This window comes from Kitasatospora sp. NPDC056651 (assembly GCF_042792155.1).
Lineage (GTDB): Bacteria > Actinomycetota > Actinomycetes > Streptomycetales > Streptomycetaceae > Kitasatospora.
Genome location: NZ_JBHTWX010000002.1, coordinates 1 through 26,609, shown reverse-complemented (window position 1 = coordinate 26,609; position 26,609 = coordinate 1). Strand labels below are relative to the sequence as shown.

At 73.6% G+C, this 26,609-nt stretch carries 26 protein-coding genes; 13 read left to right on the top strand and 13 right to left on the bottom strand.

Going from position 1 to position 26,609, the window contains the following annotated elements:
• Positions 1 to 12 precede the first annotated feature (12 nt).
• The 4 genes from ACFRAR_RS01750 to ACFRAR_RS01735 form a co-directional block, all read right to left on the bottom strand.
• Positions 13 to 1,602 (bottom strand): ABC transporter substrate-binding protein, encoded by a 1,590-nt coding sequence (locus tag ACFRAR_RS01750; RefSeq protein WP_380693557.1) that lies wholly within the window; start codon positions 1,600 to 1,602, stop codon positions 13 to 15.
• A gap of 104 nt (positions 1,603 to 1,706) precedes the next feature.
• Positions 1,707 to 2,957 (bottom strand): ROK family protein, encoded by a 1,251-nt coding sequence (locus ACFRAR_RS01745; protein ID WP_380693555.1) that lies wholly within the window; start codon positions 2,955 to 2,957, stop codon positions 1,707 to 1,709.
• Positions 2,958 to 2,985: 28 nt separating this feature from the next.
• Entirely contained in the window at positions 2,986 to 4,005 is a 1,020-nt protein-coding gene (locus ACFRAR_RS01740) for a TauD/TfdA dioxygenase family protein (RefSeq protein WP_380693553.1), read from the bottom strand.
• A gap of 550 nt (positions 4,006 to 4,555) precedes the next feature.
• Positions 4,556 to 4,762, bottom strand: coding sequence for a hypothetical protein (locus ACFRAR_RS01735; protein WP_380693551.1), 207 nt, complete (start codon positions 4,760 to 4,762; stop codon positions 4,556 to 4,558).
• Positions 4,763 to 5,039: 277 nt separating this feature from the next.
• Here ACFRAR_RS01735 and ACFRAR_RS01730 point away from each other — a divergent pair, with 277 nt between their 5' ends.
• Entirely contained in the window at positions 5,040 to 5,525 is a 486-nt protein-coding gene (locus ACFRAR_RS01730) for a cysteine/serine endopeptidase inhibitor (RefSeq protein WP_380693549.1), read from the top strand.
• 70 nt (positions 5,526 to 5,595) lie between these two features.
• Here the strand turns inward: ACFRAR_RS01730 and ACFRAR_RS01725 are convergent, their stop codons facing one another.
• Positions 5,596 to 6,522 carry a LysR family transcriptional regulator gene (locus tag ACFRAR_RS01725; protein WP_380693547.1) on the bottom strand — a complete coding sequence of 309 codons (927 nt, stop codon included), beginning with the start codon at positions 6,520 to 6,522 and terminating at the stop codon, positions 5,596 to 5,598.
• A 128-nt stretch (positions 6,523 to 6,650) separates the two neighbouring features.
• On the opposite strand from ACFRAR_RS01725, the gene ACFRAR_RS01720 reads away from it, so the two are divergent.
• A complete protein-coding gene (locus tag ACFRAR_RS01720; protein WP_380693545.1) occupies positions 6,651 to 7,598 on the top strand; it encodes an FAD-dependent oxidoreductase in 948 nt (315 codons plus the stop codon).
• Positions 7,599 to 7,644: 46 nt separating this feature from the next.
• Here the strand turns inward: ACFRAR_RS01720 and ACFRAR_RS01715 are convergent, their stop codons facing one another.
• The 3 genes from ACFRAR_RS01715 to ACFRAR_RS01705 are packed head-to-tail and all read right to left on the bottom strand — an operon-like array spanning position 7,645 to position 9,488.
• Positions 7,645 to 8,001 (bottom strand): hypothetical protein, encoded by a 357-nt coding sequence (locus ACFRAR_RS01715; protein WP_380693543.1) that lies wholly within the window; start codon positions 7,999 to 8,001, stop codon positions 7,645 to 7,647.
• Positions 8,002 to 8,016: 15 nt separating this feature from the next.
• Positions 8,017 to 8,547, bottom strand: coding sequence for an NUDIX domain-containing protein (locus ACFRAR_RS01710; protein WP_380693541.1), 531 nt, complete (start codon positions 8,545 to 8,547; stop codon positions 8,017 to 8,019).
• Complete coding sequence (locus tag ACFRAR_RS01705) at positions 8,544 to 9,488, bottom strand: XRE family transcriptional regulator (protein ID WP_380693539.1); 945 nt, start codon at positions 9,486 to 9,488, stop codon at positions 8,544 to 8,546. Before ACFRAR_RS01705 ends, ACFRAR_RS01710 begins: the two co-directional genes overlap by 4 nt.
• Positions 9,489 to 9,707: 219 nt before the next feature.
• Here ACFRAR_RS01705 and ACFRAR_RS01700 point away from each other — a divergent pair, with 219 nt between their 5' ends.
• The 6 genes from ACFRAR_RS01700 to ACFRAR_RS01675 all read left to right on the top strand — a co-directional run bounded on the left by ACFRAR_RS01700 (position 9,708) and on the right by ACFRAR_RS01675 (position 14,470).
• Positions 9,708 to 10,175 carry an ATP-binding protein gene (locus ACFRAR_RS01700; protein WP_380693537.1) on the top strand — a complete coding sequence of 156 codons (468 nt, stop codon included), beginning with the start codon at positions 9,708 to 9,710 and terminating at the stop codon, positions 10,173 to 10,175.
• Between the two features lie 19 nt (positions 10,176 to 10,194).
• Positions 10,195 to 10,686 (top strand): flavoprotein, encoded by a 492-nt coding sequence (locus ACFRAR_RS01695; RefSeq protein WP_380693535.1) that lies wholly within the window; start codon positions 10,195 to 10,197, stop codon positions 10,684 to 10,686.
• Between the two features lie 136 nt (positions 10,687 to 10,822).
• Entirely contained in the window at positions 10,823 to 12,211 is a 1,389-nt protein-coding gene (locus tag ACFRAR_RS01690; protein WP_380693533.1) for an NAD(P)/FAD-dependent oxidoreductase, read from the top strand.
• A 915-nt stretch (positions 12,212 to 13,126) separates the two neighbouring features.
• Positions 13,127 to 13,324, top strand: a complete 198-nt coding sequence (locus tag ACFRAR_RS01685) for a hypothetical protein (protein WP_380693531.1) — start codon at positions 13,127 to 13,129, stop codon at positions 13,322 to 13,324.
• A 5-nt stretch (positions 13,325 to 13,329) separates the two neighbouring features.
• The gene (locus tag ACFRAR_RS01680) at positions 13,330 to 13,905 is read left to right on the top strand and encodes an acyl-CoA thioesterase (RefSeq protein WP_380693529.1); all 576 of its coding nucleotides are present in this window, start codon (positions 13,330 to 13,332) and stop codon (positions 13,903 to 13,905) included.
• Positions 13,906 to 14,074: 169 nt separating this feature from the next.
• Entirely contained in the window at positions 14,075 to 14,470 is a 396-nt protein-coding gene (locus ACFRAR_RS01675) for a DUF2267 domain-containing protein (protein WP_380693527.1), read from the top strand.
• 100 nt (positions 14,471 to 14,570) lie between these two features.
• On the opposite strand, the gene ACFRAR_RS01670 is transcribed toward ACFRAR_RS01675, so the two are convergent.
• A complete protein-coding gene (locus ACFRAR_RS01670; protein WP_380693525.1) occupies positions 14,571 to 15,512 on the bottom strand; it encodes an ROK family protein in 942 nt (313 codons plus the stop codon).
• A gap of 361 nt (positions 15,513 to 15,873) precedes the next feature.
• On the opposite strand from ACFRAR_RS01670, the gene ACFRAR_RS01665 reads away from it, so the two are divergent.
• The gene (locus ACFRAR_RS01665; protein ID WP_380693523.1) at positions 15,874 to 16,926 is read left to right on the top strand and encodes an alcohol dehydrogenase catalytic domain-containing protein; all 1,053 of its coding nucleotides are present in this window, start codon (positions 15,874 to 15,876) and stop codon (positions 16,924 to 16,926) included.
• A gap of 217 nt (positions 16,927 to 17,143) precedes the next feature.
• On the opposite strand, the gene ACFRAR_RS01660 is transcribed toward ACFRAR_RS01665, so the two are convergent.
• Both ACFRAR_RS01660 and ACFRAR_RS01655 read right to left on the bottom strand, forming a co-directional pair.
• A complete protein-coding gene (locus ACFRAR_RS01660) occupies positions 17,144 to 18,562 on the bottom strand; it encodes an MFS transporter (RefSeq protein ID WP_380693521.1) in 1,419 nt (472 codons plus the stop codon).
• Complete coding sequence (locus tag ACFRAR_RS01655; RefSeq protein ID WP_380693519.1) at positions 18,559 to 19,422, bottom strand: glycerophosphodiester phosphodiesterase; 864 nt, start codon at positions 19,420 to 19,422, stop codon at positions 18,559 to 18,561. The genes ACFRAR_RS01660 and ACFRAR_RS01655 overlap by 4 nt, the downstream gene beginning before the upstream one ends.
• 254 nt (positions 19,423 to 19,676) lie before the next feature.
• Here ACFRAR_RS01655 and ACFRAR_RS01650 point away from each other — a divergent pair, with 254 nt between their 5' ends.
• On the top strand, positions 19,677 to 20,048 hold the full coding sequence (locus tag ACFRAR_RS01650) for a YciI family protein (protein ID WP_380693517.1): 372 nt from the start codon (positions 19,677 to 19,679) through the stop codon (positions 20,046 to 20,048).
• The gene (locus ACFRAR_RS01645; protein WP_380693515.1) at positions 20,045 to 21,325 is read left to right on the top strand and encodes an RNA polymerase sigma factor; all 1,281 of its coding nucleotides are present in this window, start codon (positions 20,045 to 20,047) and stop codon (positions 21,323 to 21,325) included. The genes ACFRAR_RS01650 and ACFRAR_RS01645 overlap by 4 nt, the downstream gene beginning before the upstream one ends.
• Before the next feature lie 40 nt (positions 21,326 to 21,365).
• Here ACFRAR_RS01645 and ACFRAR_RS01640 read toward each other — a convergent pair whose 3' ends face one another.
• Positions 21,366 to 23,165, bottom strand: coding sequence for a penicillin-binding transpeptidase domain-containing protein (locus tag ACFRAR_RS01640; RefSeq protein ID WP_380693513.1), 1,800 nt, complete (start codon positions 23,163 to 23,165; stop codon positions 21,366 to 21,368).
• A 318-nt stretch (positions 23,166 to 23,483) separates the two neighbouring features.
• Positions 23,484 to 24,722 (bottom strand): cytochrome P450, encoded by a 1,239-nt coding sequence (locus ACFRAR_RS01635; RefSeq protein ID WP_380693511.1) that lies wholly within the window; start codon positions 24,720 to 24,722, stop codon positions 23,484 to 23,486.
• A gap of 169 nt (positions 24,723 to 24,891) precedes the next feature.
• On the opposite strand from ACFRAR_RS01635, the gene ACFRAR_RS01630 reads away from it, so the two are divergent.
• Both ACFRAR_RS01630 and ACFRAR_RS01625 read left to right on the top strand, forming a co-directional pair.
• Complete coding sequence (locus ACFRAR_RS01630) at positions 24,892 to 25,563, top strand: hypothetical protein (RefSeq protein ID WP_380693509.1); 672 nt, start codon at positions 24,892 to 24,894, stop codon at positions 25,561 to 25,563.
• A 299-nt stretch (positions 25,564 to 25,862) separates the two neighbouring features.
• The gene (locus ACFRAR_RS01625; RefSeq protein WP_380693507.1) at positions 25,863 to 26,474 is read left to right on the top strand and encodes a hypothetical protein; all 612 of its coding nucleotides are present in this window, start codon (positions 25,863 to 25,865) and stop codon (positions 26,472 to 26,474) included.
• Positions 26,475 to 26,609 lie beyond the last annotated feature (135 nt).

Genomic DNA, 26,609 nt, shown 5'->3' with positions numbered 1-26,609 from the left:
GGGCCGTCCTGGTCAGGCCGTGAGGTAGGCGTCGTCGAGGTTGAGGTAGCCGAACTTGTTGAGGGTGGCGCCCCGGGCGCGGGCGCCCGAGACTTCGATCAGCCCGGCGATGGCGAGGTCGATCACGAACTGCTCCTCCAGCAGCACGTCGGTGATCTGCTGGTAGAGCGCCCTGGCCTCGGGACCGTCGCTGTCGCCGCGGTTCCAGGCCCGCTGCACCACGTCGGTGTAGGCGGGGGACGTGAAACGCGAGCTGTTCTTGGCCTCGTTGAAGGGGTAGGCGCTCACCGCGAGGGTGGCCGGGTGGAGTTGGGCGAAGCCGTGGCTGAGCGACCACAGGGCGGGCATGGACTGGGAGATGAGCTGCTTCTGCATGGTCGGCGAGTCGGTGGGCTGGAGCACCGTGTCGATGCCGACCTGTTGGAGGTCGTACTGGAGGATCTGCGCGATCGCGGTCGGCCCGGCCTCGTTGGAGTGGGCGAAGGGCAGGGTGAGGTGCTCCGCGCCCGCCTCCCTGAGCAGCGCCCGGGCCCGGTCCGGGTCGTGCCGGTAGTGGGTGGCGCCGGCCTCGGTGTGGGCGGGGGAGGACTTGGGCCAGGGCACCGAGGAGACGCTGCCGTAGCCGCCGAGGGCCTGCTGGACCAGGCGGTCGCGGTCGATCGCCCAGGCGATGGCCTGGCGGACGCGCTTGTCGCCGACGTGCTCGGCGGTGGTGTTGACGCCGATGTAGTAGGCGCCGGAGCCGGTGTCGTACGGGTGGATCCGGAACTGCGGGTCGGTGCGCAGGGTGGCGACGTCCTTGCCGCGGACGTTGTAGGAGAGGTGGGTCTGGCCGGTCTTGAGCGAGGAGAGCAGCGACTCGGCCTGCGGGATGATCCGGATCTCCACACCGTCGAGGTGGGGGCGGCCGGGGTTCCAGTAGCGGTCGTTGCGGGCGAAGGTCAGTGAGGAGCCGGGCTTGCGCTCGGTGAGGGTGAACGGGCCGGTGCCGATCAGTTCGGTGCCGGTGACGGCCTCCTCGACGGTCTCCCGGTCCGGGATGATCATGAACTCGAAGAGGTCGAAGAGGTTGCTCACCGGGTGGGCGAGCACCAGGGTCAGTTCGAAGTCGCCGTTCTTGCGGAAGTCGGTGACGGTGGCCGCGGTGGATCTCAACTGGGCCGAGCGGGCCGGGTTCTGGAGGTTCTTGACGGCGAAGACGACGTCGTCGGCGGTGAACCGGCGGCCGCTGTGGAACAGCACGTCCTCGCGCAGCTTGAGCGTGACGCCCAGGCCGTCCGGGGCGAGGTCCCAGGCGGTGGCGAGCTCGGGCTGCGGCTGGAGCTTGTCGTCGTACCTGGTCAGGGTGTTGAACACGAGCCGCTGGACCAGGGTGTTGGCGCTCTGGGCGAAGAGCAGGCTCGGGGTGACGTCGATGCCGGTGGCGACGGTCAGCACGCCGCCCCGGCGCGGGGAACCGGTGGCGTCCGCCGCCGCGGCCGCGTTCCGGGAGTGCTCGACGGCGGACCGGCAGCCCGCGAGCGTCAGCAGGCCGGCTCCGGCGAGGCCCGCGCGCAGCACGGCGCGGCGGCTCGGAACGGGTGGACGGGGGAGCGCGGTCATGGCGGTCCTTCGGGGGCGGTTACGGATGATGGCCGGTCACGGATGGCGGGCGGTTGCGGATGGTGGGCGGTAGTGGATGGTGGGCGGTCACGGATGGCGGGCGGTCAGGGATGGTGGCCGGCGCGGGGTGCGGCGAGCGCCTGGACCGGCCGGGCGTACAGCTCGCCGAGCACCGGAGCGCCGGCGGCCACGGCGAGGACGTCCGGGCCGTGTCGCTGGGCGATCAGCAGGCCGGCGTCCCGGTCCAGGTGCGAGTGCAGGGCGAACTCGGCCCGGACGACGTCGAGATGGGCGGGATCGAGGGAGGTGAAGTGCTCGGTCAGCACCAGCAGGTCGGGGTTGACCACGTCGGCGAGCAGGGCGAGCGCGCGGCCGAGCAGCCGGGCCCGGTTGCGCACCAGTCGGTTCGCCGTCGGGTCACCCCGGCGGACGGCGGCGATCAGCTGCTCGCGGCTCGGCTCGGTGGTGACCCCCTCGGCGGCGGCCGCCGCGAACAGCGTGGTGTCCGAGGCGGCCACCGAGAGGCAGCCGCGCCGGCCGCAGTGGCAGCGCTCCCGGCTGTCCGCGTCCGGGTCGGTGACCGTGCCGCTGACGGGGAGGTGGCCGAGGCCGCCGATGGCCGAGGGCGGGCCCACGTGGACGGTGCCCGCGACCGCCAGCGCCGCGTCCACCACGTGGCCGACGAAGAGCTGCGCCATGCTGCGGCGGGCCGCCGGGTGGCCGAAGAGGATCTCCGCCAGGGTGAGCGCCCGGGCGTGGTTGTCCACCCGGACGGGCAGCCCGGTGGCGTCGGCCAGCAGCGCGCACAGCGGCACGTCGCGCCATTCCAGCGGTTCGTGACGGAGGACCAGTCCGTTCTCGGGGTCGACCGAGCCGCCGGTGACGGCACCCAGCCCGACCACCGTACGGTGGCCGCGCAGGGTGTCGATCAACCGGGGCAGCCGGGCCGGCAGCGCCTTCAGCAGCTCGGGCCCGGTCCGGCCGCGGTGCGGGAACTCCTTGCGGCGCAGCACCCGGCCGCGCAGGTCGAGCAGCGCGACGGTGGTGAACGGCAGGCCGATGTGCAGCCCGGCCACCGCGAGCCGCTCCGGGTCGAGGTCGAGCGGGAGCTGCGGTCGGCCCAGCGTTCCGGTGCCGCCGACCGCCAACTCCGGCCGTTCGTACAGGACTCCGAGCCGGACCAGGTCCACCGTCTGCCGGGAGACGGCCGAGGCGCTGAGCCCGGTGAGCGCGGCGACCCGGCTGCGGGCGATCGGCCCGTGGTCGAGCACCGTGCGCAGGACGGCGGAGGCGTTGGCCTCCCGGCGGTCGTCGCCGGCGCGGAGGGTGGTGGATGTGGTCACGGACGTGGTCACGGACGGCGTTCTCCTCGGACCGTCGGGGTCAGTCGGTCGCTTCGGTCTTCTCGGCTCCGAGACCCGCGGCCTTGAGCTTCTCGGTTTCGAGTCCCTCGGCTTCGAGCTCCGCGGCGGGCACCAGGCCGGGCACCCGCGGCGGGTCGGCGGGCTCCAGCAGCCGGCTCGGGACGCCGTCCACACCGACCGGCAGGTCACCGTCCAGGGTGATCCGGCGCACCAGGCGCGGTTCGTCGCCGTAGTCGGCGACCGCGTAGTGCTGGGTGGCGCGGTTGTCCCAGATCGCCACGTCGCCGACCTGCCAGTCCCAGCGGACGGTGTTCTCCAACCGCTCCACGTAGCGCTGGAAGAGGTCGATCAGCGCCTTGCCGTCGTCGCCGGACAGCTGCTGGATGCGCTGGGCGAAGGCGCCCAGCAGCAGGGTCTTCTCACCGGTCACCGGGTGGACCCGGACCACCGGGTGCTCGGTCTTGAAGGCGGTGGAGACGAACACGTCCCGGAACAGCCTGGCGATCTCGGGGTTGTTCGCCAGCTCGGGGCGCAGGGCGAGCCGGGCGGCGTAGTCGTAGTCGTTGGTGTGGACGGCGCGCAGGCTCTCCGCGAGCGCCTGCAGCGGGGCGGGCAGGTCCTGGTAGGCGGCCGCGGTGTTGGCCCAGACGGTGCTGCCGCCGGCCGGCGGGAGCTCCAGGGCGCGCAGGATCGAGGCCTTGGGGTAGGACGGGACGAAGGTGACGTCGGTGTGCCAGTTGTTGGCGCGCACGCCCTTGGTGGCGTCCAGCTCGAAGACGTAGCGGCCGTCCGCGCTGGGCACGGTGGGGTGGCCGACCGGGTGGCCGAGCAGCCGGGCGAAGGCCTCCTGCTCGGCGTCGTCCAGGTGCCGCTGGCCGCGGAAGAAGAGCACCTTGTGCTCGTACAGGGCGGATTCGAGGGCGGCGACGGTCTCGGCGGGGAGGTCGCCGCCGAGGCGTATGTCGTGCACGAGCGCGCCGATCCGGCCGGCGACGGGGGTGAGGCGGAGTGCGGCCGGGCTGGGGGCGGTGGTGGTCATGGCGGGGCCCTTTCGGGACGGGTGTGGTGACGGTGAGCGATGAAGGGGAGGTGAGGGGAAGGGCGTTCGGGCAGCGCTGGGCGTACGGCTCCGCAGGGGCGGGGCGGGGCGCGGCGTACGGGTGCGGTGGTCCGCTGTGGCGGACGGTCAGAACGCGAGCGCGCCGCGACAACAGCGGCGCGGGCAGCGGCGGGGGGCGGGGCGGACGGCGGTGTGCATCGGCCCTCCTTCCGGGTCGCTGCTGGATGGGCTCGGGCCTCATCGTGCGCAACCGCCGGGGCTGCTGTCAATCGTCATCTTGGCTGGTGGGAAAGGGTGTTGCCGCTTCGTTTCGGCCGCTTGCGGTTCCTTTCGGCAGGTTGCGGCCGATGGCGGGGCGGTAACGGGCGCGCTGCGGGAGGGCGTTCGGGCTTGTGGCCGGGTGCCGGGGTTACTAATTTTCGGAGCGGAAGAAATTCGGGCCGGCGCGCGGGAGGTTCCCACGCCGGGGCCGACGCTTGCCCGGAGGCCGCCAAGGCCGTGACGTTCGGTCACGGTGGCGCTGGACGTGCTACTGCCCGAGCAGGCGGGCGAAGTCCATGCCGAGGCTTGCGAGGACGGGCAGCGCGCCGAGATCCGTCACGCCGGCGACCGGGATGCTGTAGCCCTGGTTCACCGCGCGGGGCGCCGCGCCGGCGGTGAGGGGGGCCGCGGTGACGGGTGCGGCGGTCGGGAGCAGGACGGTGCCGAGGAGCAGGGCGGCGAGCGTGGTGCGCATCTGAGGGGCCTCCGGAGACTCGGGTGACGATCTGTCAACACCCTTCGCGTCGGAGCGGTCACGCATCTTCGCCCCATCGGGCGCATTGGTGAAGATGCCTGCCTTGTGTTCCTGCCGACAGCGCGGAGGTCTGGACCGCGATGCGGACGGCGCATAGCTTTCCTCCCCAGGGGCGGGCGTTCGGTCGACGAACTGTCGTGCGAATCTGTCGAGGCCTGAATGTCATGCCCATGCTCATCGCTTCCGTGATCAGCACGGCAACCGGAGGGAACGAACCATGCGCGTCATCGGCAAGAACCTCAGGATCCTCGCGGGCGCCCCGCTCGCCGCAGTTGCCCTCATCGCCCTCACAGCCGGATCCGCGAGTGCCGCGATCCCGATCAACACACCCATGACCGGCAAGGCCACCTACTACACCGATGCCGGCTACGGCGCCTGCGGTACCCAGATCAACGCCGCCACCCAGATGCTGGTCGCCGTCTCGCACACCTGGTGGACCGCCGCCAACCCGAACAACGACCCGGTCTGCCAAGGCATTTCAGTCAAGGTGACCTACCAGGGCAAGACCATCACCGTCCCGGTGAAGGACCAGTGTCCCTCCTGCGACTCCACCCACATCGACCTCAGCCAGCCCGCCTTCGCCGCGTTCGCGCCGCTGGGCCAGGGCGTCATCAACGGTCTGAGCTGGCAGTTCGTCAAGACCGGCCTGAACGGCAAGACCGTCGAGCTCGACGCCCGGCTCACCGGCTTCCTCGCCCGCTGAGCGCCCGGCCCCGACGGATCGGGGGGCGGTCCCGGTGTCGGATCAGGGTCGGCGGATCAGGGTCGGCGGATCACGGCTGTCCGGCTTCCGGCGACCCTCCGGCCGGCCCGAGCGGCGGGGCCATCGCGAGGAGGAGCTGGACGGCCGGCGGGGCCGAACGCGGATCGTGGGCGAGGCCCAGGGTGACGGTCGGCACCGGCGCGGTGAGCCGGCGCAGACAGATGCCGGGAATCCGGAACACCCGGGCCCGTCCCTCGGGAATCGGCGCGATGCCGTAGCCGGCCGCCACCGCCAGCAGGAGCTGCTCGTCGTCCGGCTCCTCGCGCACGATCCGCGGCGAACGGCCGGGCCACAGCTGCCCGGTGATCAGCGCGTGCATCCCGGGCCCGTTCTCGCGCGGCCACAGCACCACCGGCTCGTCGGCGATGCGGTGCCGGCCGATCCGGGCCCGGCTGCGGGCCAGCGGATGGCCCGCCGGAACGGCGAGCAGCAGCTCCTCCTCGGCGATGATCCGGCAGGCCAGCCCGGGAACGTCGAGCGGCGGCCGGACGAAGGCCGCGTCCAGCCGTCCGGCGAGCAGCTCCGTGACGTTGTGCGACGTCCAGCCGGTCTGCAGGGCGACGTCCAGCCGCGGGTACCGGTTGCGGAACTCGGTCACCAGGGCGTCACAGACCCCGCCGCGCGCGGAACGGGTGTACGCCACCCGCAGTCTCCCCTCCCGCCCCCGCACCACCGCCGCGATCCGCCTCTCGGCCTCCGCCACCTCGCCCAGCACCCGGCGCGCCTCCTCGGCGACCGCCCGGCCGACCGGGGTCAGGACGCAGCCCTTGCTGGTGCGCTCGACCAGCTGCGCGCCGAGCTGCCGCTCCAGCGCCTTGATCTGCTGGCTGAGCGCCGACTGTGCCACGTGCAGCCGAACGGCGGCCTTGGTGAAGTTCAACTCCTCGGCCAGCATGGAGAAGTAGCGCATCCGGCGCAGGTCCATCCGCAGATCCATCCGGTGATGATAAGCGCCGCTTATCGTCCCGGGACAGATCTGGTCTTGGACGGATGCCGGGCCGAGCGGATTTCCTGAAGACGGATGCCGCCACCCCAACGGGCGGCCCGTCGGAGGAGGAGAACGCGATGGATGGTGCGGTGGACGTCGTCGTGGTCGGCAGCGGGGTCATCGGGCTCACCACGGCGATCCGGCTCCAGGAGAAGGGACTCCGGGTCGTCGTGGTGACGGCCGACGGCCTGCTGTCGACGACCTCGGCGGTGGCGGCGGCCGTCTGGTTCCCGGTCGCCACGGGCACGAGCGGCGAGGTCGCGCACTGGTCGGCGACCGCCTTCGCCGAGTTCGCCCGTCAGGCGGCGGAGGGCGTGCCCGGCGTCTCGATGCGCAGAACCCGGATGCTGGCGCACGAGCGGCAGCCGGGCGAGCCCTGGTGGGGCGCCGCCGTCCCGGACCTGCGCCGGCTGACGGCGGCCGAACGCGGGCCGAACTGCGCGGACGGCTGGTCGTTCACGGCCCCCGCCGTCGAGATGCCGCTCTACCTGCCCTGGCTGCTCGGGCGGTTCATCGACAACGGAGGCGAGATCGTCCACCGCCGCCTCGACCTCCTCGACCAGGCCCGGGTCTGGGCGCCCGTGGTGGTCAACGCCACCGGCATCGCCGCCCGGCAGCTCTGCGAGGACGAGGCCGTGCACCCGGTGCGCGGCCAGATCGTCCTGGTCCGCAACCCCGGACTGCCGGCCTCCACCCGCATCCAGGACGACCCGGGCGGCTACACCTACGTCCACCCGCGCAGCGCCGACGTCGTCCTCGGCGGCACCTTCGAACCAGGGGACTGGAACACCGCGCCCGACCCGGCCACCGCCGAGGCCATCATCGCCCGCTGCACGGCCCACGTCCCCGAACTGCGCGGGGCCCGGGTCATCGACCACGTCGTCGGCCTGCGGCCCGCCCGGCACGGCGGGCCCCGGCTGGAAGCGGAGCCGGACGGCCGGACCATCCACAACTACGGCCACGGCGGCGCCGGGGTCACCCTCAGCTGGGGCTGCGCGGACGCGGCGGCCGCACTGGTGGGGTGACCGGCTGCGGACCGGCGGGGCGTAGGAGAGCTTGGCGCACCCGGGTTCAGACCTGGCGCTCGACGGTCTCGAAGATGTCGGCGTCGGTCTCCTGCTGCCACTTGGGCAGGCCGTCCCAGTCGGCGACGTAGGCGGGCTTGGGATCGGCGATGTGCTTGTGGATCTGGGCGATCCAGCAGGTGGCGACGAAGCGGCCCTTCTGCTCGCGGGTGAGCTTGGAGGTGGCGCCGGCACTGATCGCGACGAAGTCCCGGATCTGCCCGAACACCGCTGCGGCACAGGCCCGTTCCCACTCTGGCGTGTCGTCCCAGGGGGAGACGTAACCGGGCTTGGGATCGCCGGGGAAGTGCTTGCGCACCCCGGCGATCCACGCCTCACGGAAGATCCGGCCGTCCTCGGTCATGTCAATGTCCTTTGATCAGTGGGTTACTCGGAACTGCCACAGCTCGGCTCCGTTGTGCAGGTAACGGGTCCGGCCGTCGGTGAGCGCGCGGCGAGCGGCCTGCAAGCGATTGCGCTGGCGGGGGAGGAGCCGCGCAGCGGCCTCGGCGGCCGGGAGGAAGAGGGCTTCGGAGAGCTCGTCGTCCTGTGGCCGCAGAGCGGCCGCGACGGCTGGGGAGAGGGTGCCCGCGTCGAAGACGAAGGCGAGCTGGTCGTCCCAAGGTCCGTGCGGCGGAACCCAGTCCACGACCAGCAGGCCGTGGATGGTGATGGCGAGGCCGAGTTCCTCGCGCAGCTCGCGGATGGCGGCCTGGTCGGGGGGTTCGTTGGCCTCCGCCATGCCGCCGGGCAGGTCCCAGCCGTCCTTGTAGGTGGGGTTCACGGTGAGGATGCGGCCGTGCTCGTCACGCAGGATGACGTCGGCGGAGACCCGTTTGCGGGCCTGCTTGGCGTTGCCCTCGGCGAGGTAGGCGTTCCAGGCTTCGGTGTCGGTGGGTGCGGGCCTCACGATGTGCCTCCCCGAGGCGACGGGATGATGTCGGCGAGCAGGAGGAGTCTGGTCCGGCTCGCTTCATCGGATCGTGCCAGGTATTCCCGTACGGGCTTGTAGCCGCGGTGTCTGCCGAGGAGGCCGACCAGGCCGTCGAGTTGGTCGACCACCCGCACGGATCCGAGCGTCGGGCTGGTGGTGAGCAGGTCGTCGCCGACGGCGATCGCGGCGTCCAGGTCACCGTCACAGATGTGTGCGCGGGCGAGTGTGATGCGGCTGAAGGCCAACGATCGGGTACGGCCTTCCTCCCTCAGGGCCACTGCCTCTTCGGCGCATCTGAGCGCGTCCGCTTGCCGTCCGAGGTCACCGAACACCAGCGCGGAGTCGCCGGCCAAGGTGGCGTGGTCGAAGGGGCTCAACCACGGGTGTGACTCGTCGGCCCGGGTGGTGAGTGCGGTGTGGGCGAGGTCGAGCGAGCGGACGGCCGAACCGAACTGATGGGAGGCGGCAAGCGCCCGTGCGAGCGCGGTGTGCAGCCTGGCCGTGAGACTCGGCAGCCGGGGTCCCTGACGGGCCAGCTCCAGGCCGATCGTGGCCCAGTGCGAGGCCTGGCACGGATCACCTCGGTGGAGGCACAAGTGGCTCGTGCTGGCGGCGATGTGGGCTGCGAGCGGCTGGTCGTCCGCCGCTCGGGCAAGGGCGAAGGCGCGGGAGAAGTGGTTCGCCGCGGAGATCTGCTCGAACAGGGCGAGCTTCTCGACCCTGGTCCTGCCGTTCATGTAGTCGTAGAGGCGCCCCTGGGTGATGTCGGCGGCTGCGGCCAGTCGACGGGTGCTGACACCACGGGAGTTCAGGAGACGAAAGACGGCTCCCATGTCGCGGGCCGCGCACGCGGTCAGAAACCTCTGGTCATCGAGGAGTCCGGCGACAACCTGTCGCGGGTCCGGCCGATGATCCATCACTCGCTCCCTTGCTGACGTGGATCGATCGTAAGGCAACGCAGCGTGTGGTGACTCCGACTCGGAGTCACTGACTCGGGGTCGTTCGCGTGCTCCTTGAGCGGGTTGGGTGGTCGAGAGCCGCTCGCGTGTGGGTCGTACCGGCGCGGGAGAGCGGTGGCCGGGTGAGCGCCCTCGTCAGGGCAACGGCGCCACCACTGCACGGAGGAGTGACCTGTGATGAGTCGACCCGTCGAGGTGGAGTGTTCGAGGGCTGCCAGTCGTTCCCAGGCGGCGCCGGGCGATCAGTCTGGTCGAAGTCCGTTTCCGGCGACGGCGCGGCTTCCCTACCGGCCGGAGTCGGCCTCCGCGGCACGCAGGTTGGTCCGGGAGAAACTCCACGAGTGGGAGCTGCCGGAGCTGGTCGACCAGGCTGAGCTGATCGCCAGCGAGTTGGTGACGAACGCCGTGAAGACCGGGTGCCTGACCAGGATGACCGTCTCGATCCGGCGGATCACCGACCGCACCGTGCGGGTGGCAGTGCGGGACGGGTCGCGGGTGCTGCCCACCATGATGGTCGCGGGCGAAGCCGACGAGGGGCACCGCGGGCTCGCCCTCGTCCACCATCTGACACTGGGACGGTGGGGTGCGCTTCCCGAGCAGTTTGGGAAGGTGGTGCATGCCGACCTGACACTGGGCCGGCGGTGACTGGAGGGGACCACTGAACATGGCCAGGAAGCCGGTGTTGTACGTCGTCGTGTGTGCGGCGGGAGTCGCGGGCGGGGTGGGGGAGTTGATCGGCGAGGCCCGGCAACAGGGTTGGGACGTCGGGGTGGTGGCCACCCCCGACGCGATGGCGCTCATCGACTCGGACGCCATCATCGCGCAGACCGGGTTTCCGATCCGTTCGGCTTGGCGGAAGCCCGGCGAGCCGCGTCCGCTGCCCGATCCGGACGCGATCGTGGTCTCGCCCGCGACCTTCAACTCGATCAACAAGTGGGCCCTGGGCATCTCGGACACCCTCGCCCTCGGCATCCTCTGCGAGTCGTACGGCTGGGGCATCCCCGTCGCCGTGCAGCCGTGCCTCAGCGCCGCCCAGGCGGCGCACCCCGCCTACGCGGACAGCCTGGCGAAGCTGCGGCGGATGGGCGTGCGGATCGCGGACTTCGTGCCCGGCTCGTACAGCTGGACGCGCGCCCTGGAGCTCCTGCGGGACTGACCGGGACTGACCAGGACTGACCGGGACTGACAGGGTGGCTGGTCGGGCCCGGCGATCCTTGCACTGTGAGGGGTGGCCCCGCCAAGCGGCCGGAGGTAGCGTCCGGGCAGGTCAGCGAGGGTGTGGGAGGTATCCGGTGGCGGCGGTCAACGGTCAGGTGTCGTTCTGGTACGCGGCGGACGGGGTGCCCGAGGCGGGTCCCGGGCTGCCGGGGGACCGGGACGTCGACGTGTGCGTCGTCGGCGGCGGCTACACCGGCCTCTGGACCGCCTACTACCTGAAGAAGGCCGACCCGTCCCTCCGGATCGCCGTCCTCGAACAGCGCTTCTGCGGCTACGGCGCCTCCGGTCGCAACGGCGGCTGGCTGTACAACGGCTTCGCGGGCCGCGGCGCGTTCGCCAAGCGGTACGGGCGGCAGCGCGCGGCGGTGATGCAGCGGATGATGGACGAGGCGGTCGGCGAGGTCGTCGACATCGCCGCCGCCGAGGGCATCGAGGCCGACATCGTCCGTGGTGGCGTTCTCGAAGTCGCCCGCAACAAACCGCAGTTGGACCGCCTGCGGGAACACGTCGAGGGCGAGCGGGCCTACGGCGAAGGCCGGGTCGAACTGCTGAGCGCCAAGGAGGCGACCGAGCGCGTCAACGTGGCCGGCACCATCGGCGGCTGCTGGACCCGCTACGGCGCCCGCGTCCAGCCCGCCAAGCTCGCCCGTGGCCTCGCCCGCACCGTACGCGAGCTGGGCGTCGAGGTGTACGAGGGAACGGTGGTCACCGCGATCCTGCCCGGCTCCGGCCACCGCGCGCCGCGCGCCGTCACCCCGTACGGCACCGTCACCGCCGACCACGTGCTGCGCGCCACCGAGGGGTTCACCGCCGGACTGCGCGGCGAGAAGCGGACCTGGCTCCCGATGAACTCCGCGATGGTCGCCACCGAGCCGCTGCCCGCCGAGTTCTGGGCGGAGGCCGGCTGGCAGGGCCGCGAGGTGTTGGGCGACTTCGCGCACGCCTACATGTACGCGCAGCGCACCGCCGACGACCGGATCGCGCTCGGCGGGCGGGGTGTGCCGTACCGGTTCGGCTCGCGGACGGACTCGGACGGCACCACCCAGGTGGAGACGGTGCGCCAACTCCGCCGGATTCTCGACCGGTTCTTCCCGGCCGCCGCGCACGCCCGGATCGACCACGCCTGGGCGGGCGTGCTCGGCGTCCCCCGGGACTGGTGCGCCACCGTCGAGCTGGACCGGGCGAGCGGGCTCGGCTGGGCGGGCGGGTACGTCGGCAGCGGGGTGACCACCACCAACCTGGCCGGCCGCACCCTGCGGGACCTGGTGCTCGGCCGGGACACCGAGCTGACCGGGCTGCCGTGGGTGGGCCACACCGTACGGCGCTGGGAGCCGGAGCCGCTGCGCTGGCTGGGGGTGCACGCGATGTACGCCGCGTACCGCGCCGCCGACCGGCAGGAGGCGGCCGGCCGGGCCACCACCTCGCCGATCGCCCGGGTCGCCGACCTGGTCTCGGGGCGCTGAGTCCGGGGTTCCGAGTCCGCGGCGCCGAGCCCGAGGCCTCGACTCCGGGGCGTTGACTCCGGGGGCGCCGAGCCAGGCGCCCCACCAGCGCCGCCCCACTCGTCCGTTCGGACGCGCCGCCGAGCGGAGACGGCCCGCAGCGACGACGGTGAAGGCGTGCGGAGGAGCACCGTGCCGGCCTTGAAGACCGCTCCGCTGCCCCGCGCACTCCGCGGAGCGGTCCACCGCCTGGCGCGGCGGGCACGGCCCGGTCCCCGTTCCGGCGGCTCGCGGTCGGTCCCGGGTGACCGCGTCGGCGGGCCCGCGGCGCCACCGCCGACCGCTTGACCGTCGTGCACCGGGCCGATCCGGCCGGTCCCGCCGCCGAGCGGGACCTCGACACCGCCGGAGGCGGGCCCGGTGCCCGCCGGCCGCTCACGGCGGGGCCCGGGCATGCGGCTCGGCGCGACCGGTGCCCCTCGGTGACGGCCCCGCGCCGGCCGGACGGCTTCCGGCCGTGCGCGGCACGCGGCCGGACCAGGTGAGGTGGTGGAGTGGCCAGTAGCAGATTTTCTACCCGGGGCCGTCCATCCGGGCGCGCGCGTCGGAGATACCACCCGAATTGCGGACGGCATTCGACTGACGGGGCATATTGTGTACACCGACAAACTACTCCGATGGTGGTCAGTTTCCCGTCGCGGTCCGCAAACCATCAGTTGACCCCCTTCGGCTGGGATAGCGTCGTGGGGTCGGGGGGTCGACACCGATCCGGTGTATTCGAACGCTAGCTACTGGGCCGTAACGGCCGAATGAGTCATGGAGAAAAACATGCGGCATTTCCCTGTGGAAAACCGGCCAGACGGAGTCGACGACCTTCAGCTCGCGATGGAATCCCTGGCCGCCTTCCCGTCCCGGAACGCGGGGAGCGGGGCGGATGTGACCGAGCGGCTCGCGGCCGTCCACGACCTCTGCCGGTCGGTCGACACGGTGCTGGACAGCCTGGTGGTCCAGGCGGCTGCCGAGGCGGCCGAGGAGGGCTGGACCGCGGCCCGGATGGCGGCCGAACACTCCGGCTACTACGCCAGGTTGCAGCGTGCGCTGCTCCCCGCCGGTGCCGGGCTGAACCGGCAGTGAACGCGGTGCAGACGGGCGCTCACGTGCTGTCCTGCCCCACCAGGTGGAGCGACGTCGACGAGAACGGCCACATCAACAACGCCCGTCTGGTCGGCTACATCCAGGAGGGGATTTACGACCTGCTCCGCCACCACGAAACCGCCGTCCGGGAATCGCTGTTCCCCTCCGGGTTCATTATCGCGAGACACGAGATCGATTACCTGGAACAGTTGCACCACCGGCCCGAGCCGTTGTCGGTGCTGCTCACCGTGGAGCGGCTCGGGCGGAGTTCCGTGCGGATCGAGGTCAATGTCTGCCGGGACGGCATGGTCTTTATGCGGGCGCGCACCGTGGTGGTCGCGCGGGACCGCGAATCCGGCCGCTCGCGTGCGCTGAGCCCGGCCGAGCGGATCTTTCTCTCGGCGTTCATGGCGGACGCCACCCGCGCCCAGGCCGCCCTGGCGGCCACGACGGTGACCGCGGCCACCGTCACCGCGCCGACGGTGGCCGTACAGGCGACCACGCCGGCCCAGCGGGTACCGGTCGGTGCGGTGACCCCGTCCCGTCGGCCGCGCAGGCGGTGTCACGCCTCGGTGGGGTGAGCTCGCGGCCCGGGCCGATCGGCCGGTTACGAGGACGCCGGGGCGAGTTACGCTGAGCAGCACGGGCACCGGCACGTCCCGCCGTGGTCACGCAGTGCGACCTCCCTCCTGGCCCAGGGACGGACCGCCGCCGGTCCGGCCGGAGCCCGCCGACCGGAAGGAGGACGCGATGACCATCTCCTGGGAGGACTTCCTCGCCCGCATCGTGGAGCGCGCCGAGTACCGGGGCGAGGCCGAGGCGGAACACGCCGCCCGGGTCGTGCTGGCCCTGCTCGGCGAGCACCTGGTGGGATCCGAGCGGGGTGAGCTCGCCGACGCGCTGCCCGCCGCCTACGCCACGCTGCTGCGCGACGCCGAGCCCGCCGACGAGCCGCTGACCGCCGATCGCTTCGTGCAGGCCGTGGTGGGATGGATCGACGGGGCGACCCCGGCGACGGCGCAGTGGGACATCGGGGCCGTGCTGAGCACCGTCGCGGACCTGGTCCCCGGGCCGTTGCTGGACCAGGTGATCGAGCAACTCCCGGACGGTTACGACCTGCTGTTCGGGCACCCGGCGCCGGCCTGATCCCGCTCGACCGGCCGCCACACGGCGGCGGCAAGCGACGGCTCCGCGCCCGGGTCGGTCGCCGCAGGAGGCGGAAGCAAGGCCGGAACACCGGGGCGGCTCAGCGGCAGAGCGCCGCCGCGCCGATCAGCCCGGCGTCGGTGCCCAGTTCGGCGCGGCGCACGTCCAGGCCGCGGAGGTACGGCAGGGCGGCGTAGCGGTCCAGGTGGCGGGCGAGCGGGGCGAACAGCACGTCCCCGGCCGTGGCGACGCCGCCGCCGACCACGACCCGGGAGAGGTCCACCAGGGCGGCCGTGGCGGCGATCCCGGCGGCCAGCGCCTGGGCGGCGCGGTCGAAGGAGGCGCGCGCGACCGGGTCGCCGGAGGCGGCGGAGGCGGCGACGGCGCGGGCCGTCCGGTCCCCGTCCAGCGGCCGCCAGCCCTCGGCGAGGGCCCGGCGGGCGATCGCGGTGCCGCTGGCGAGGCCCTCCAGGCAGCCGCGCGAGCCGCACGGGCAGGGCTCGCCGTCCAGTTCGACGGTGATGTGGCCGAGGTGGCCGGCGTTGCCGCTGGGGCCGGGCCGTACCGCCCCGTCGAGCACCAGCCCGGCCCCGACGCCGGTCGACACCACCAGGCAGAGCGCGTTGGCGGCACCCCGGGCCGCGCCCTGCCAGTGCTCGGCGGCGGCCATCGCCACACCGTCCCCGGCCAGGCGGACGGGCAGCGAGCGCGCCGCGACCGCCGGGTGCGCGGCGACCGCGGTGACCAGGGGGAAGTCGCGCCAGCCGGGGATGTTGACCGGGCTGACGCTGCCGGCGGCGAGGTCGACGGGGCCGGCGCTGCCGATGCCGACGGCCGTCACGGCGGCCCAGTCGGCCGTTCCGGCGAGCCGCTCCAGCACCCGGTGCACCACACCGAGCACGGTGGCGCCGGGCTCGGTCGCGGGCGTGGGCAGCTGGAGCCGGTGACGCAGCCGTCCGGTGGTGTCGACCAACGCCCCGGCGATCTTGGTGCCGCCGATGTCGAGGGCGGCGAACAGGGGGGCGACGGGTACGGCGGGCACGGCGGGCTCCAGGGACGGTCGACGGGGCGTCGAACAGCGTAGAGGCTCGGGCCCGTCCCGCGGCCCTCGGCGGCAACCCGCGGGCGGGGAGCGGCCCTTCGCCCGCCGGGCCGGGGAGAGGGTCCAGGTGCTGCGGGCGGCCCGGCTGACGGGCGTCGCCGACGACCTGGTGCCGGCCCCGCACGCCCTGGGAGACCGACCGACCCGGACGGGAGGCACGAGGCGCCCGCCGCCGGGGCCGCCCTGCCGGGGCGAACGGGGCCGCCGCGCGGGGACAAACGGTGGCGGACGCAGGAAGCTGGAGGGGCCGGCGGGTGCGGGCACAGCCCCGCCCCGATCCCGTACCGAAGGGTGTTCCGCCATGGTTGCCACCTTCTCGTCCGACTCCTCGTCCGACCGCGTGCAGCGCGCCGCGCGGGTCGCCGCGCCGGGATCGGCGCTCGAACTGTCCGAGGTCCCGGTCCGCGAGCCGGGGCCCGGGGACGTGCGGATCGCCGTCGAGGCGTGCGGGGTCTGCCACTCCGACCTGATGATCGCCGGAGGCGCCCTGCCCGGTACGACCTTCCCGGTCACTCCCGGTCACGAGATCGCGGGCCGCATCGACGCGCTCGGCGAGGGGGTGGAGGGCTGGAAGACCGGTGACCGGGTCGCCGTCGGCTGGTACGGCGGCAGCTGCGGGCGATGTGAGGCCTGCCGCTCGGGTGACGGCATCCTCTGCCCCGACCTGCGGGTTCCCGGTGCGGCCTACCCCGGCGGCTACGCCGACGGCGTCGTCGCTCCGGCGATGGCGCTGGCCGCGATCCCCGACGGGCTGAGCGCCGTGGAGGCCGCGCCGCTTGCCTGCGCCGGGGTCACCGTCTTCAACGCGCTGCGCCGCTCCGCCGCCGGGCCCGGTGACACCGTCGCCGTCCTGGGCCTGGGCGGGCTCGGTCATCTGGGCGTCCAGTTCGCCCGGGCGATGGGATTCCGGACCGTCGCCATCGCCCGGGGCGCGGAGAAGGAGCCGCTGGCGCACGAGCTCGGCGCCGAGCACTACATCGACAGCACCGCCGGTGACGTCGCCCAGGCCCTCCGGGGCCTCGGCGGCGCGAAGGTGGTCCTGGCCACCGCCGCCAACGCCGACGCGATGTCCGCCACCGTCGACGGGCTCGGCCGGCGCGGTGAACTCGTCATCGTCGGTGCCTCGACCGATCAGTTGGCGATCAGCCCGGTGCAGCTGATCGGCGGCGGCCGCAGGGTCTACGGCCATGCCTCGGGCACCGCCGTCGACACCGAGGACACCCTGCGCTTCGCGGCCCGGACGGGTGTGCGGGCGTGGACCGAGGAGGTGCCACTGGAGCAGGCCGCCACCGCGGTGGCGAAGATGGCGGGCGGGCGGGCGCGCTTCCGCATGGTCGTCACCACGGGCCGCTGACCGCCGCCTCGACGGCCGGTCGGCTCTGCAACTGCCGGGCCCCAGGCCGAAGTTCGTGTGCCGAGCCGACGGGTCGACAGGCTGCCGCCCCCATGCCCAACTCGCCTGTGGACGACGCTTGTTCGAGCACGTCGCGCTCGGCGGATCGCTGGGGCCGGGCCGTCGGGCGAACAGGCGGAACACGCGGAACACGCCCTGAAGCGGACGCGTTCCGTGGTCAGAGGCGCTCGGGGACGGGGTTGCCGACGGCCTCGATGGCCCGGCGCACGGGGACCTTCAGCAGGATCACGAAGCCGATGACGAAGAAGACCAGCAGCGAGATGATCGCCGAGCGGTAGCTGCCGGTGAGCTGGTAGGCGAGGCCGAAGACCAGCGGGCCCATCCAACTGGTGCCGCGGTCGCTGACCTTGTAGAAGCTGAAGTACTCGGCCTCCCGGCCGGGCGGGATGAGGTGGGAGAAGAGCGAGCGGGAGAGCGCCTGGCTGCCGCCGAGCACCAGGCCGATCATGCAGGCCAGGGCGTAGAACCAGATCGGCTGGTGGGCGGGCATGAAGTAGCCGAGGGCGAGGGTGAACACCCAGCCGACCAGGGAGCCGAGGATGGTCCGCTTGGCGCCGTGGCGGTGGGCGATCCGGCCGAGCAGCAGGGCGCCGCCGATCGCCACGATCTGGACCAGGAGGACGGCGGTGACCAGCGAGGTCTGCTCCATGCCGAGTTCCTCGCTGCCGTAGAGCGAGGCCTGGGAGACGACGGTCTGGATGCCGTCGTTGTAGCAGAGGAAGGCGGCGAGGTAGAGCAGGGTGAGCGGGTGCTCGCGCATGCCGCGCAGGGTGCGGGCGAGTTCGCGCAGGCTGCCGGTGGTGGGTCGGCCGTCCTCGGACGTGGCCGCCGCGGCGGCGGGGCCGGGGGCGACTCCGGCCCGTGAGGGCAGCCGCAGCAGCGGGACGACGGTGAACAGCGCCCACCACAGGCCGGCCGAGGCGAGGCAGATCCGCACGGCGGTGCCGGAGTCCAGGCCGAACGCGTCGTGACCCTGGAACAGCACCAGGTTGGCGACCAGCAGCAGTCCGCCGCCCGCGTACCCGTAGGCCCAGCCCTTGGAGGAGACCTTGTCCCGTTCGTCCGGGGTGGCCAGGCCGGGCAGGTAGGCGTAGGAGAGCGCGACCGAGACCGCGTACGAGATGTTGGCGACCACCAGCAGCGCGCCGCCGAGCAGGTAGCGGTCACCGCTGAGGAAGAACATCCCCATCGTGGCGAGCGCGCCGACGTACGCGAAGCCGCACATCAGCTCCTTGTGCCGCCCGGTGCGGTCGGCGAGGGCGCCGGTCAGCAGCATCACCGCGACCGAGAGCAGCACGGAGAAGGAGACCGTGTACGGGAAGAACGATCCTGCGCGGATCGTCAGGCCGAGCGGGTGCACGTTGCCGGCCGCGTCGGCGGCGTCCTTGGCGACGGTGGTCAGGTACGGGCCCAGGAACACCGTCAGGACGGTGGCCGAGAAGGCGGCGTTGGCCCAGTCGTTGACGTACCAGCCGAACTGCATCCGGCGCAGGGCACGGGCGTTGTCGGTGGCGGTGGTCGTCGGGCCGGTCGGTGGATCGGCCGGCTGGTGCGTCGCCGGTTTCGTGGTGCTCATGGAGTCCCCATTGCCGTGCTGGAGCCGCTGCCGCCGTCGTTCCAGCAGCCGCGCTCGCCGAGGACGTCCCGCAGGACGTCGATGCGATCGGCCATGATGCCATCCACACCCAGGTCCAGGAGAGCCCTGATCCGTGTGGGATCGTCCACAGTCCAGACGTGCACCTGGAGGCCGAGCCGGTGGGCGGTGCGCACGAAGGCCCGGTCGACGATCCGGACTCCGAGGTGCTTTTCCGGCACCTGCGCGCACAGCCCGGCGAACGCTAGCCCGGAGGACGGCCGGTCGGGCGACCGCCTTCCGAACGAGGGCTGAACGGCCGGTGAATGAGTGCGTGGACGGAGAAACGGTTCGGCGATCGAACGCAGTCGCAGCCTGGCCACCTCGCGCGGCCCCAGCGAGGTGGCCAGGCGCGGCCCGGAGGCGGCGCGGACGGCGGCGAGCCGGGAGTCGGAGAACCCGCCGACGCAGACCCGGTCCCAGGCTCCGGTCCGGCGGATCGCCTCGACCAGCGGCCCGATGGCCGGCGCCGCCTTGACGTCGATGTTGAAGCGGGCCCCGGGGAACGCGCCGAGCAGGTCCTCCAGCAGCGGCACCGGCTCGCTCCCGCCGATCCGGGCCTTCCTGACGACCTCCCAGGGCAGCTCCGCCACCGCCCCGGTGCGGTCGGTGACCCGGTCGAGGCGCGCGTCGTGGAAGGCCACCAGCACGCCGTCGGCGGTCGCGTGCACGTCCGTCTCCAGGTAGCGGTACCCGAGTGCGACGGCGGCCCCGAAGGCGGCCAGCGAGTTCTCCGGGCGCCCGAGGTCACCGCCCCGGTGGGCGAAGGCGAGCGGCCCGGGATGGTCGAGGAAGGGGTGCATGGCGTGCTCCGAGCCGCTGGGGGAGGGGTCCGACGGTCCGGCGGGGCCGGAAGCCGTCGGGCGACAGCGCGTTACAGTATGACGCGACCTGTCAATCTGTCATGCGGGTGAGCCGGCGCCTCGTCCCCCGGCGGCCGCCGGTGGCGGGAGATCCGTGCGAGATTCCCCGGCGGAGGACGTCAAGACGGCGGCATCCGCTCCGACCACCGGTCGAAGGCGGTCCCTGCCGGGCCCGCGCACCCGAGGAGGACGCGATGAAGTTCCTGATCAGCCTGCACATCAACCCGGCCGTGCTGGACGCGCTGACCGAGGAGGAGAAGGCGGCGCTCGGCGCCGGACACGTCCGGTTCATGGAGGAGCTGAAGGCGTCCGGCGAGTTCATCTGCACCCAGGCGCTGGTCGACCCCTCGCAGGCCGCCGTGGTGACCGTCCGCAACGGGCAGCCGGTGGTGACCGACGGACCGTTCCTGGAGTCCAAGGAGTACCTGGGCGGCTTCTACCTGATCGACTGTGAGGACCGGCAGCGCGCGATCGAGGTGGCCACCGGCATCCCGGACACCGGGATCGAGGGGCTGGGCGTCGAGGTGCGCCAGGTGATGTTCTGCGACGGACACTTGGAGGCATGACAGCACCGGACTTCGAGGACCTGCTGCGCGGGCTCACGCCGCAGGTCCTCGGCACGTTGGTACGGCGGTACGGCCGTTTCGAGGGCTGCGAGGACGCGGTGCAGGAGGCGGTGCTCGCCGCCGCCGTGCAGTGGCCGTCCGAGGGGGTGCCGGACAACCCGCGCGGCTGGCTGGTGACGGTCGCCTCGCGGCGGCTGGTCGACCAGGTGCGCGGCGACCGCGCGAGGCGCGAGCGGGAGCGGACGACGGCGGCCGCCGAGGTGCTGCCGCAGGAGGTGCCGGACACCGACGACACGCTCCTGCTGCTCTTCCTGTGCTGCCACCCGGCGCTGACCGCCGCCTCCCGGACGGCCCTGACCCTGCGGGCGGTCGGCGGGCTGACCACGGCCGAGATCGCCCGTGCGTTCCTGGTGCCGGAGGCGACGATGGCGGCCCGGATCAGCCGGGCGAAGCAGCGGATCAGGGCCGCCGGCGGCTCGTTCGAGCTGCCCGAGGGGGCCTGGTCGGAGGGGGCGTGGTCGCCGGGGTCCGGGCCGCAAGGGGCCGTCCCCGCGGGCGAGTTCGAGGAACGGCTGCGGGTCGTCCTGCACGTGCTCTACCTGATCTTCAACGAGGGCTACACCGCCTCCTCGGGTGACCGGGTGCAGCGCCTCGACCTCCGGCGGGAGGCGATCAGGCTGACCCGGATGGTGCGCGCGCGGCTGCCCGGGGACGGCGAGGTCGCCGGGCTGCTCGCCCTGATGCTGCTGACCGACGCCCGCCGGGCGGCCCGCACCACGGCCGCCGGCGACCTCGTCCCGCTGGCCGAGCAGGACCGCGCGGTGTGGGACCGCGCGCTGATCACGGAGGGAACGGCGCTGGTCAAGGAGGCGCTGGCCGGACCGGAGCTCGGGCCGTACCGGCTCCAGGCCGCGATCGCCGCCACCCACGCCGACGCGGCCACCGCCGAGGCCACCGACTGGCGGCAGGTGCACGGCCTGTACCTGGTCCTGGAACGGATCGCGCCCAACCCGGTGGTCACCCTCAACCGGGCGATCGCCCTGGCCGAGACCGAGGGCCCGGAGGCCGGCCTGGCCCTGCTGGCCACCCTGGACGCCGACTCCCGGCTGGCCGGGCACCACCGGCTGCTGTCCGTCCGGGCGCACCTGCTGGAGCGCGTCGGCGACACGGCCGGGGCGTACGACCACTACCGGCGCGCCGCCCGGGCCACCGCGAGCCTCGCGGAGCGCCGCTACCTGGAGGCCCGGGCGGCCCGGGTGCGGCCGCCGGCCCCGTGAGCCGCTCCGGCGAGCGGCTCGGCGGGGCCGGCGGAGGGTCTCAGCCCTTGCCGCCCGCCTTCAGCACCTGGGCCGCGGCCACGCCCGCCGCACTGAAGCCGTGGCCGCCGCCCTCGACCTCGGCGGCGACGGCGAGGTCGCCGCGGTAGGCGATGAACCAGCTGTTGTTGGCCTGCCCGCCCGCCTCGACGGTGCCGGTCTTGGCGCCGATCTGGCCGGACAGGCCGGCCATCGGGGTGCGGGCGGTGCCCTGGGTGGCGGTCCTGGCCATCATGGCGCGCAGATCCCGGGCGACGTCGGCGGGGAGCTTGGCGGGCGCCGTCGCGCGCTTGGCGTCGGCGCGCAGCACGGGCTGGTGGAACGTCCCGTTCTGCACGGTGGCGGCGACCGAGGCCATCAGCAGCGAGTTGACCTGGATCTGGCCCTGGCCGATGAACTGGGCCGCGGTCTCGTCCTTGGTCCCGGGCGTCGGGATGGTGGCGTCCCGGCTCGCGATGCCGATGTGCCACTCCAGGCCGAGGCCGAACTGCTCCCGGGCGACCTTGCCGAGGGTGCCGGGCTGGAGCTTCTCCAGGCCCTTGTCGATGAAGCCGGTGTTGCAGGAGTGGGAGAAGTCGTCGGCGAGCGTGTAGGACGGGAAGTCGCCGGGCTCGTCGTTGTGCCAGGCGCGCGGGGAGTTGGTGGTGGCCTTGCACGGCACCACGGTGTCCGGGCTCACCCCGGCCTCCAGCAGCGCGGCCGAGGTGATCACCTTCATCGTCGAGCCGGGCGCCTGGCCGCCCGCGACCGCGCGGTTGAACCCGCCCGAGTAGGCCATCGCCAGGATGTTGCCGGTGCTCGGCTGGATGGCCACCAGCGAGGCCGGATTGCCGTTCGCCGACTGCTGCTTGACCGCGTCCTCGGCCGCCTGCTGGAGGTCGGCGTCCAGGGTGAGCCTGACCTGCGGGGCGCTCGCCGGGGTCAGGACGAACAGCTGCTCCGGCTCGGTGCCGGTGCCGCTCGCGCCGGAGAGCATCACGGCCCGGCCGGGGGCGGCGTCGGAGCCGTCCGGCGGGGTGATCTGGGGGAGGACGGCGCGCAGTGACGGGAAGGCGTCCAGCGGCCGGCCGTTGCGGTCGGCGGGCTTGGACACGGGGTCGGGCAGCGCCTTCACCGCGATGGTCCTGCCCTGGGTGAGCTGGGGGTGGATCACGGACGGCTTCCAGCGCACCACCGGCCGCCCGTCCTCGGAGCGGGCGAAGTTCAGCACGCCGTCGTACTCCCAGGCGTCCGGGGTGCCCTCGAACTCCGCCTTCACCCGGAAGCCGAGGGCCGGCTCGCCCGGGCTGTCGCCCGGCGCGCGGCCCGTCCCGGTCAGGGTGAGCGAGCGGGGTCCCACCTGGTCGTGGAACGCCGTCAGCGCGGCCCGGGCGCTCTCCGGCCGGTCGGTGAGTCCGCCGGCGGCGGTGAGGTCGCCGCGGCCCCAGGCCGCCAGGAACTCCTTGGCCGCGGCCTCGGCCTGCTCCGCGGTCGGCGGGGCCGTCTGCTGGGTCTTCGCGGGCGTGCCGGAGGCCTGGTGGCCGCCGTCGGTGGAGGAACCGCCGCCCGACACGGCGGTCACCACGTTGTAGACGCCGTAGCCGCCGACCGCCAGCAGCGCGGCGAACACCCCGCCCGCCGCCACCATCACGATCCGGCGGGTGCCGGACCGCTGCCGGGAACCGTCGCCGTCGTCCTCCTCGTGGTACGGGCCGTACCGGTCGTGCCCGGCGTCGTCGTCGGCGAGCTGGTCGAACCCCTCGTAGCCGTCGTGCCGGTCGTCGTAGCCCTCGTGCCGGTCCTTCGGGTGCTCCTCGAACACGCTTCCATCCCCCCTGCGATCCTTCGTGCACTGCGGGCACGCCCGCTCCGGCGCATCTGCCCGTGCTCGACCACCGTATGGAACAAAGGTTCGAGCGCGGATCAGCCTATGCCGATACGGGTGATCGGTCGACAGCGGGACCGGCCCACGTCACTGATGCGCGGCGGGCCCGGAAGGTTGCAGGCGACTTCCGGCCGGGAGACCGCCGCCGGGGCGAGCACCCCGCCCCGTCCCGCCCCGTCCCTTCCCTTCCCTTCCCGTCCCGTCCCGTCCCGTCCCGCCCCGTCCTTCCCGTCCCGGCGGGCGGCGCGGAGCACCTCAGCGCAGCACCGCCGGTGTCGGCCCGTCCGGTCGTACGGTGATGCTGTACGCCGCCCCCGTCGGGCGCGACCGGAACACCGGCAGCCCCATCGGCAGCAGCAGTTCCAGCAGCGCCGTCGTCTCCCGCAGGGCGAACTGGGTGCCCAGGCAGGCGCGGGCGCCGAGACCGAACGGGAAGTAGGCGCCGAGCTGCCCGGGCCGGTCCGCGCCGACGGCGAAGCGGGCCGGGTCGAAGCGCTCGGGGTCGGGCCACAGTGCCGGGTCGCGGTGGGTGAGGTACGGGCAGACCAGGACGTCCGTCCCGGCCGTGATCCGGTGCCCGGCGATCACGTCGTCCTCGACGGCGTGCCGGGGGAGCAGCCAGGCGGAGGGGTAGAGCCGCAGGGTCTCGCCGACCAGCGCCTGCGGGTCGGCCGTCCGGGCCTCGGGATGGCGGTCGAGCAGCAGGAAGAGCCAGGTGAGGGTGGTGGCCGTGGTCTCGTGCCCGGCGACGAGCAGGGTGACCAGCTCGTCGCGGATCAGCCGGTCGGTGTACTCGGGGAACTGCTCGCCGGCCTCGATCAGCACCCGGAGCACCCCGGGCTCCTCGGACGGGCCGGCCGAGCGCGCCGCGTCGATCGCCGCGTGGGCCACCGCGTCGATCCGCGCCAGGTCCCCGGCGACCGCGTCCCGGGCGTCCGCCGCGTTGCTCGGCAGTGTCGGCATGGCGGCCACCACCCGTTCCACCGAACGGAGTTCGTGGTCGGTGTGCTCGTCCATCGACAGCCCGGTGAGCGCCCGCCAGACGGTGTCCAGGGCGAAGCCGCGCATCTCCTCCGCGACGTCGAAGGTCTCCCCGGTGCGCCGGTACCCCTCCCACCGCTCGGCGGTCCGGCGCGCCGCGGCGGCGATCCGCCGCTCGTAGCGGCGCATCCCGGTGCCGGTGAACTGCGATTGCAACAGCCGCCGTTGGCGCTTCCAGGGATCTCCGGCGGCGGACAGCACGCCGTCCCCGACCAGCATCCGGGCGCGGTGCGAGCGCTTGACGTACCGGTCCGGGTGGTGGCCCAGGACGTGCTGCACGGCGGCCGGGTCGGTGACCAGCACGGTCGGCGTCGGGCCGAGCCGGAAGGCGGCGACGCCGCCCACGCCGCGCTGCGCCCGGGCCAGCAGGTCGACGAGCTCGGCCTCCTCGGCCCGCCACTGCTCGACGACCTCGGCGGCCAGCTCCGGTACCGGGCGGGTGTCGGTGCTCACGGGGTGCTTCCTTCCGGTCTCCTGACGGACCGTCCGACTCTATGCCAAGCGGGCCCGTTCCGGATTGCGCCGAACGGGGGACGGGTCGCGGCCCGGGAAGCGCGGCGGCCCGCCGCGCGACACCGGCCCGGGTACCGTGCGGCGGGGCCGACCGGCCCACGCTTGGCGGATGGGAGAACGCATGGCCGGGACCCGGCACTTCGGAGGCGGCAGGACCCGACGCGCGGCCCGGTGGCTGGCGCCCGCCCTGCTCGTCCCGGCCCTCGCGTCCTGCGGCGGCTCCGGCAACAACGGCCAGAACGGCAATGGGCAGACCACCGGCCCGGAGCCCAGCGACCAGCGGACCGAGGTTCGCGAGACCGAGGCGAGCTTCCAGGAAGCCGGCGCGGTGTCCGCCGCCGGGCGGGGCTGGGGCACGAGGGCCGTCGTCACACTGAAGAGCTCCTCGCCCACCCCGGTCCAGGCCGTCGTCAGTGATGTCACCGACTGCGCGGTCGATGCCGCGCCCGCCACCCCGCGCCAGGCCACGACGACCGTGTACGCCGGCCGCAGCGAACCGCTGGTGTTCGCCCTCCCGACGTCGAGCTCGAAGGGCCGGCCGATCTGCTACACGGTGACCATCGGAGGGGAGAGGCGGGAGCTCAAGGCCGTGGGAGGGGTCCTCGGTACGACCTCTCCCAGCCCGACCGCGCCCATCACCGGTGAGACCGGTTCGGGCACCGAACCGACGGGCCCCGGCGGGGGGACCGGCACCGAACCGACGGGCCCCGGCGGGGGGACCGGCACCGAACCGACAGGCCCCGGCGGGGGGACCGGCACCGAGAGCGGGAGCACCCACTGAGCCCTGCCGGGGAGGACCGGCCCGCCGAAGCGGAGCTGCCGTCCGAGGCCGCGGAGCCGCCCGTCGCGGCCCCGTGGAGCGGGTGGATCACCACGCTCGCGCGCTGGATCGCCCCGACCACCTTCGTCACCGCGCTCCTCTTCTTCTTCGGTTACGCCTACGCCGACGCGTTCTACGGCTACTTCGGCCTCGACGCCGCGACGATCGGCTTCTCCACGCAGGAACTGCTCCTGCGCAGCTCCTCGGCGCTCTACCTGCCCGCCGGGGTCGCGCTCAGTGGGGTGCTGGTGGCCGCCCTGGTGTTCGTGCGTGTGTCCGCCGCCGCCCGCCGCAGCCCGGGGGCTTCCCGGGCGGTGCGTCGGGTGTGCGTCGCCGCCGTCCTGCCGGTGCTCGTGCTGCTGGTGCTCGGCCTGGCGGCGGGGTTCGAGGTCATCGGCGCCGGCCCGATGGGAACCCCGCTGCTGATCGGTGGCGCACTGCTGCTCGCCCTCCTGGCGCGGCTGTTGTACGTGCGGGGCACCGGCGCGGCGTTCCCCGTGGCGGGGGAGCGGGTGGCGCTGGGCGTCACGGTGGCGATCCTCGCGCTGTGTGCGTACTGGGCGGTCGGCAGCTACGCCCAGCAGAAGGGGCGAGCCGACGCCGAGGAGATCTCCCACAACCTCCAGGTGCGGCCGGCCGTCATGCTCGACACTTCGGAGCGGCTCGCACTGGACTGGCCCGGGGTGCGGGAGACACCGCTGCCGGCCGAGGGGGCCGGGACGCACTTCCGGTACCGCTACGAAGGCCTGCGGCTGTTGGCGCAGGCCGGCAACCGGATGTTCCTGATCCCGCGGCAATGGATCTGGGCCACCGGCAACGTGCTGGTCCTGCCGGTCGACGCCGGTGTCCGCGTGGCCTTCCACGCCGGCTGAGCGCCTGCCCCCTGACACGGCCGCGCCGCGGTCCGTCCCCCCCCCCCGCCCCCGGCGCCGGGGTTTGTACGGGGGGGGCCCGGGGGGGACGGGGGGTTTCACCCGGCCCCGCCGCGCGGGGGGGGGGGCCCCGCC

Coding starts and splice junctions, on each gene's coding strand:
- ACFRAR_RS01750 (WP_380693557.1), bottom strand. CDS start 1,602: ATGACCGCGCTCCCCCGTCCACCCGTTCCGAGCCGCCGCGCCGTGCTG.
- ACFRAR_RS01740 (WP_380693553.1), bottom strand. CDS start 4,005: ATGACCACCACCGCCCCCAGCCCGGCCGCACTCCGCCTCACCCCCGTC.
- ACFRAR_RS01735 (WP_380693551.1), bottom strand. CDS start 4,762: ATGCGCACCACGCTCGCCGCCCTGCTCCTCGGCACCGTCCTGCTCCCG.
- ACFRAR_RS01730 (WP_380693549.1), top strand. CDS start 5,040: ATGCGCGTCATCGGCAAGAACCTCAGGATCCTCGCGGGCGCCCCGCTC.
- ACFRAR_RS01725 (WP_380693547.1), bottom strand. CDS start 6,522: ATGGATCTGCGGATGGACCTGCGCCGGATGCGCTACTTCTCCATGCTG.
- ACFRAR_RS01720 (WP_380693545.1), top strand. CDS start 6,651: ATGGATGGTGCGGTGGACGTCGTCGTGGTCGGCAGCGGGGTCATCGGG.
- ACFRAR_RS01715 (WP_380693543.1), bottom strand. CDS start 8,001: ATGACCGAGGACGGCCGGATCTTCCGTGAGGCGTGGATCGCCGGGGTG.
- ACFRAR_RS01705 (WP_380693539.1), bottom strand. CDS start 9,488: ATGGATCATCGGCCGGACCCGCGACAGGTTGTCGCCGGACTCCTCGAT.
- ACFRAR_RS01700 (WP_380693537.1), top strand. CDS start 9,708: ATGAGTCGACCCGTCGAGGTGGAGTGTTCGAGGGCTGCCAGTCGTTCC.
- ACFRAR_RS01695 (WP_380693535.1), top strand. CDS start 10,195: ATGGCCAGGAAGCCGGTGTTGTACGTCGTCGTGTGTGCGGCGGGAGTC.
- ACFRAR_RS01675 (WP_380693527.1), top strand. CDS start 14,075: ATGACCATCTCCTGGGAGGACTTCCTCGCCCGCATCGTGGAGCGCGCC.
- ACFRAR_RS01665 (WP_380693523.1), top strand. CDS start 15,874: ATGGTTGCCACCTTCTCGTCCGACTCCTCGTCCGACCGCGTGCAGCGC.
- ACFRAR_RS01660 (WP_380693521.1), bottom strand. CDS start 18,562: ATGAGCACCACGAAACCGGCGACGCACCAGCCGGCCGATCCACCGACC.
- ACFRAR_RS01655 (WP_380693519.1), bottom strand. CDS start 19,422: ATGCACCCCTTCCTCGACCATCCCGGGCCGCTCGCCTTCGCCCACCGG.
- ACFRAR_RS01650 (WP_380693517.1), top strand. CDS start 19,677: ATGAAGTTCCTGATCAGCCTGCACATCAACCCGGCCGTGCTGGACGCG.
- ACFRAR_RS01645 (WP_380693515.1), top strand. CDS start 20,045: ATGACAGCACCGGACTTCGAGGACCTGCTGCGCGGGCTCACGCCGCAG.
- ACFRAR_RS01630 (WP_380693509.1), top strand. CDS start 24,892: ATGGGAGAACGCATGGCCGGGACCCGGCACTTCGGAGGCGGCAGGACC.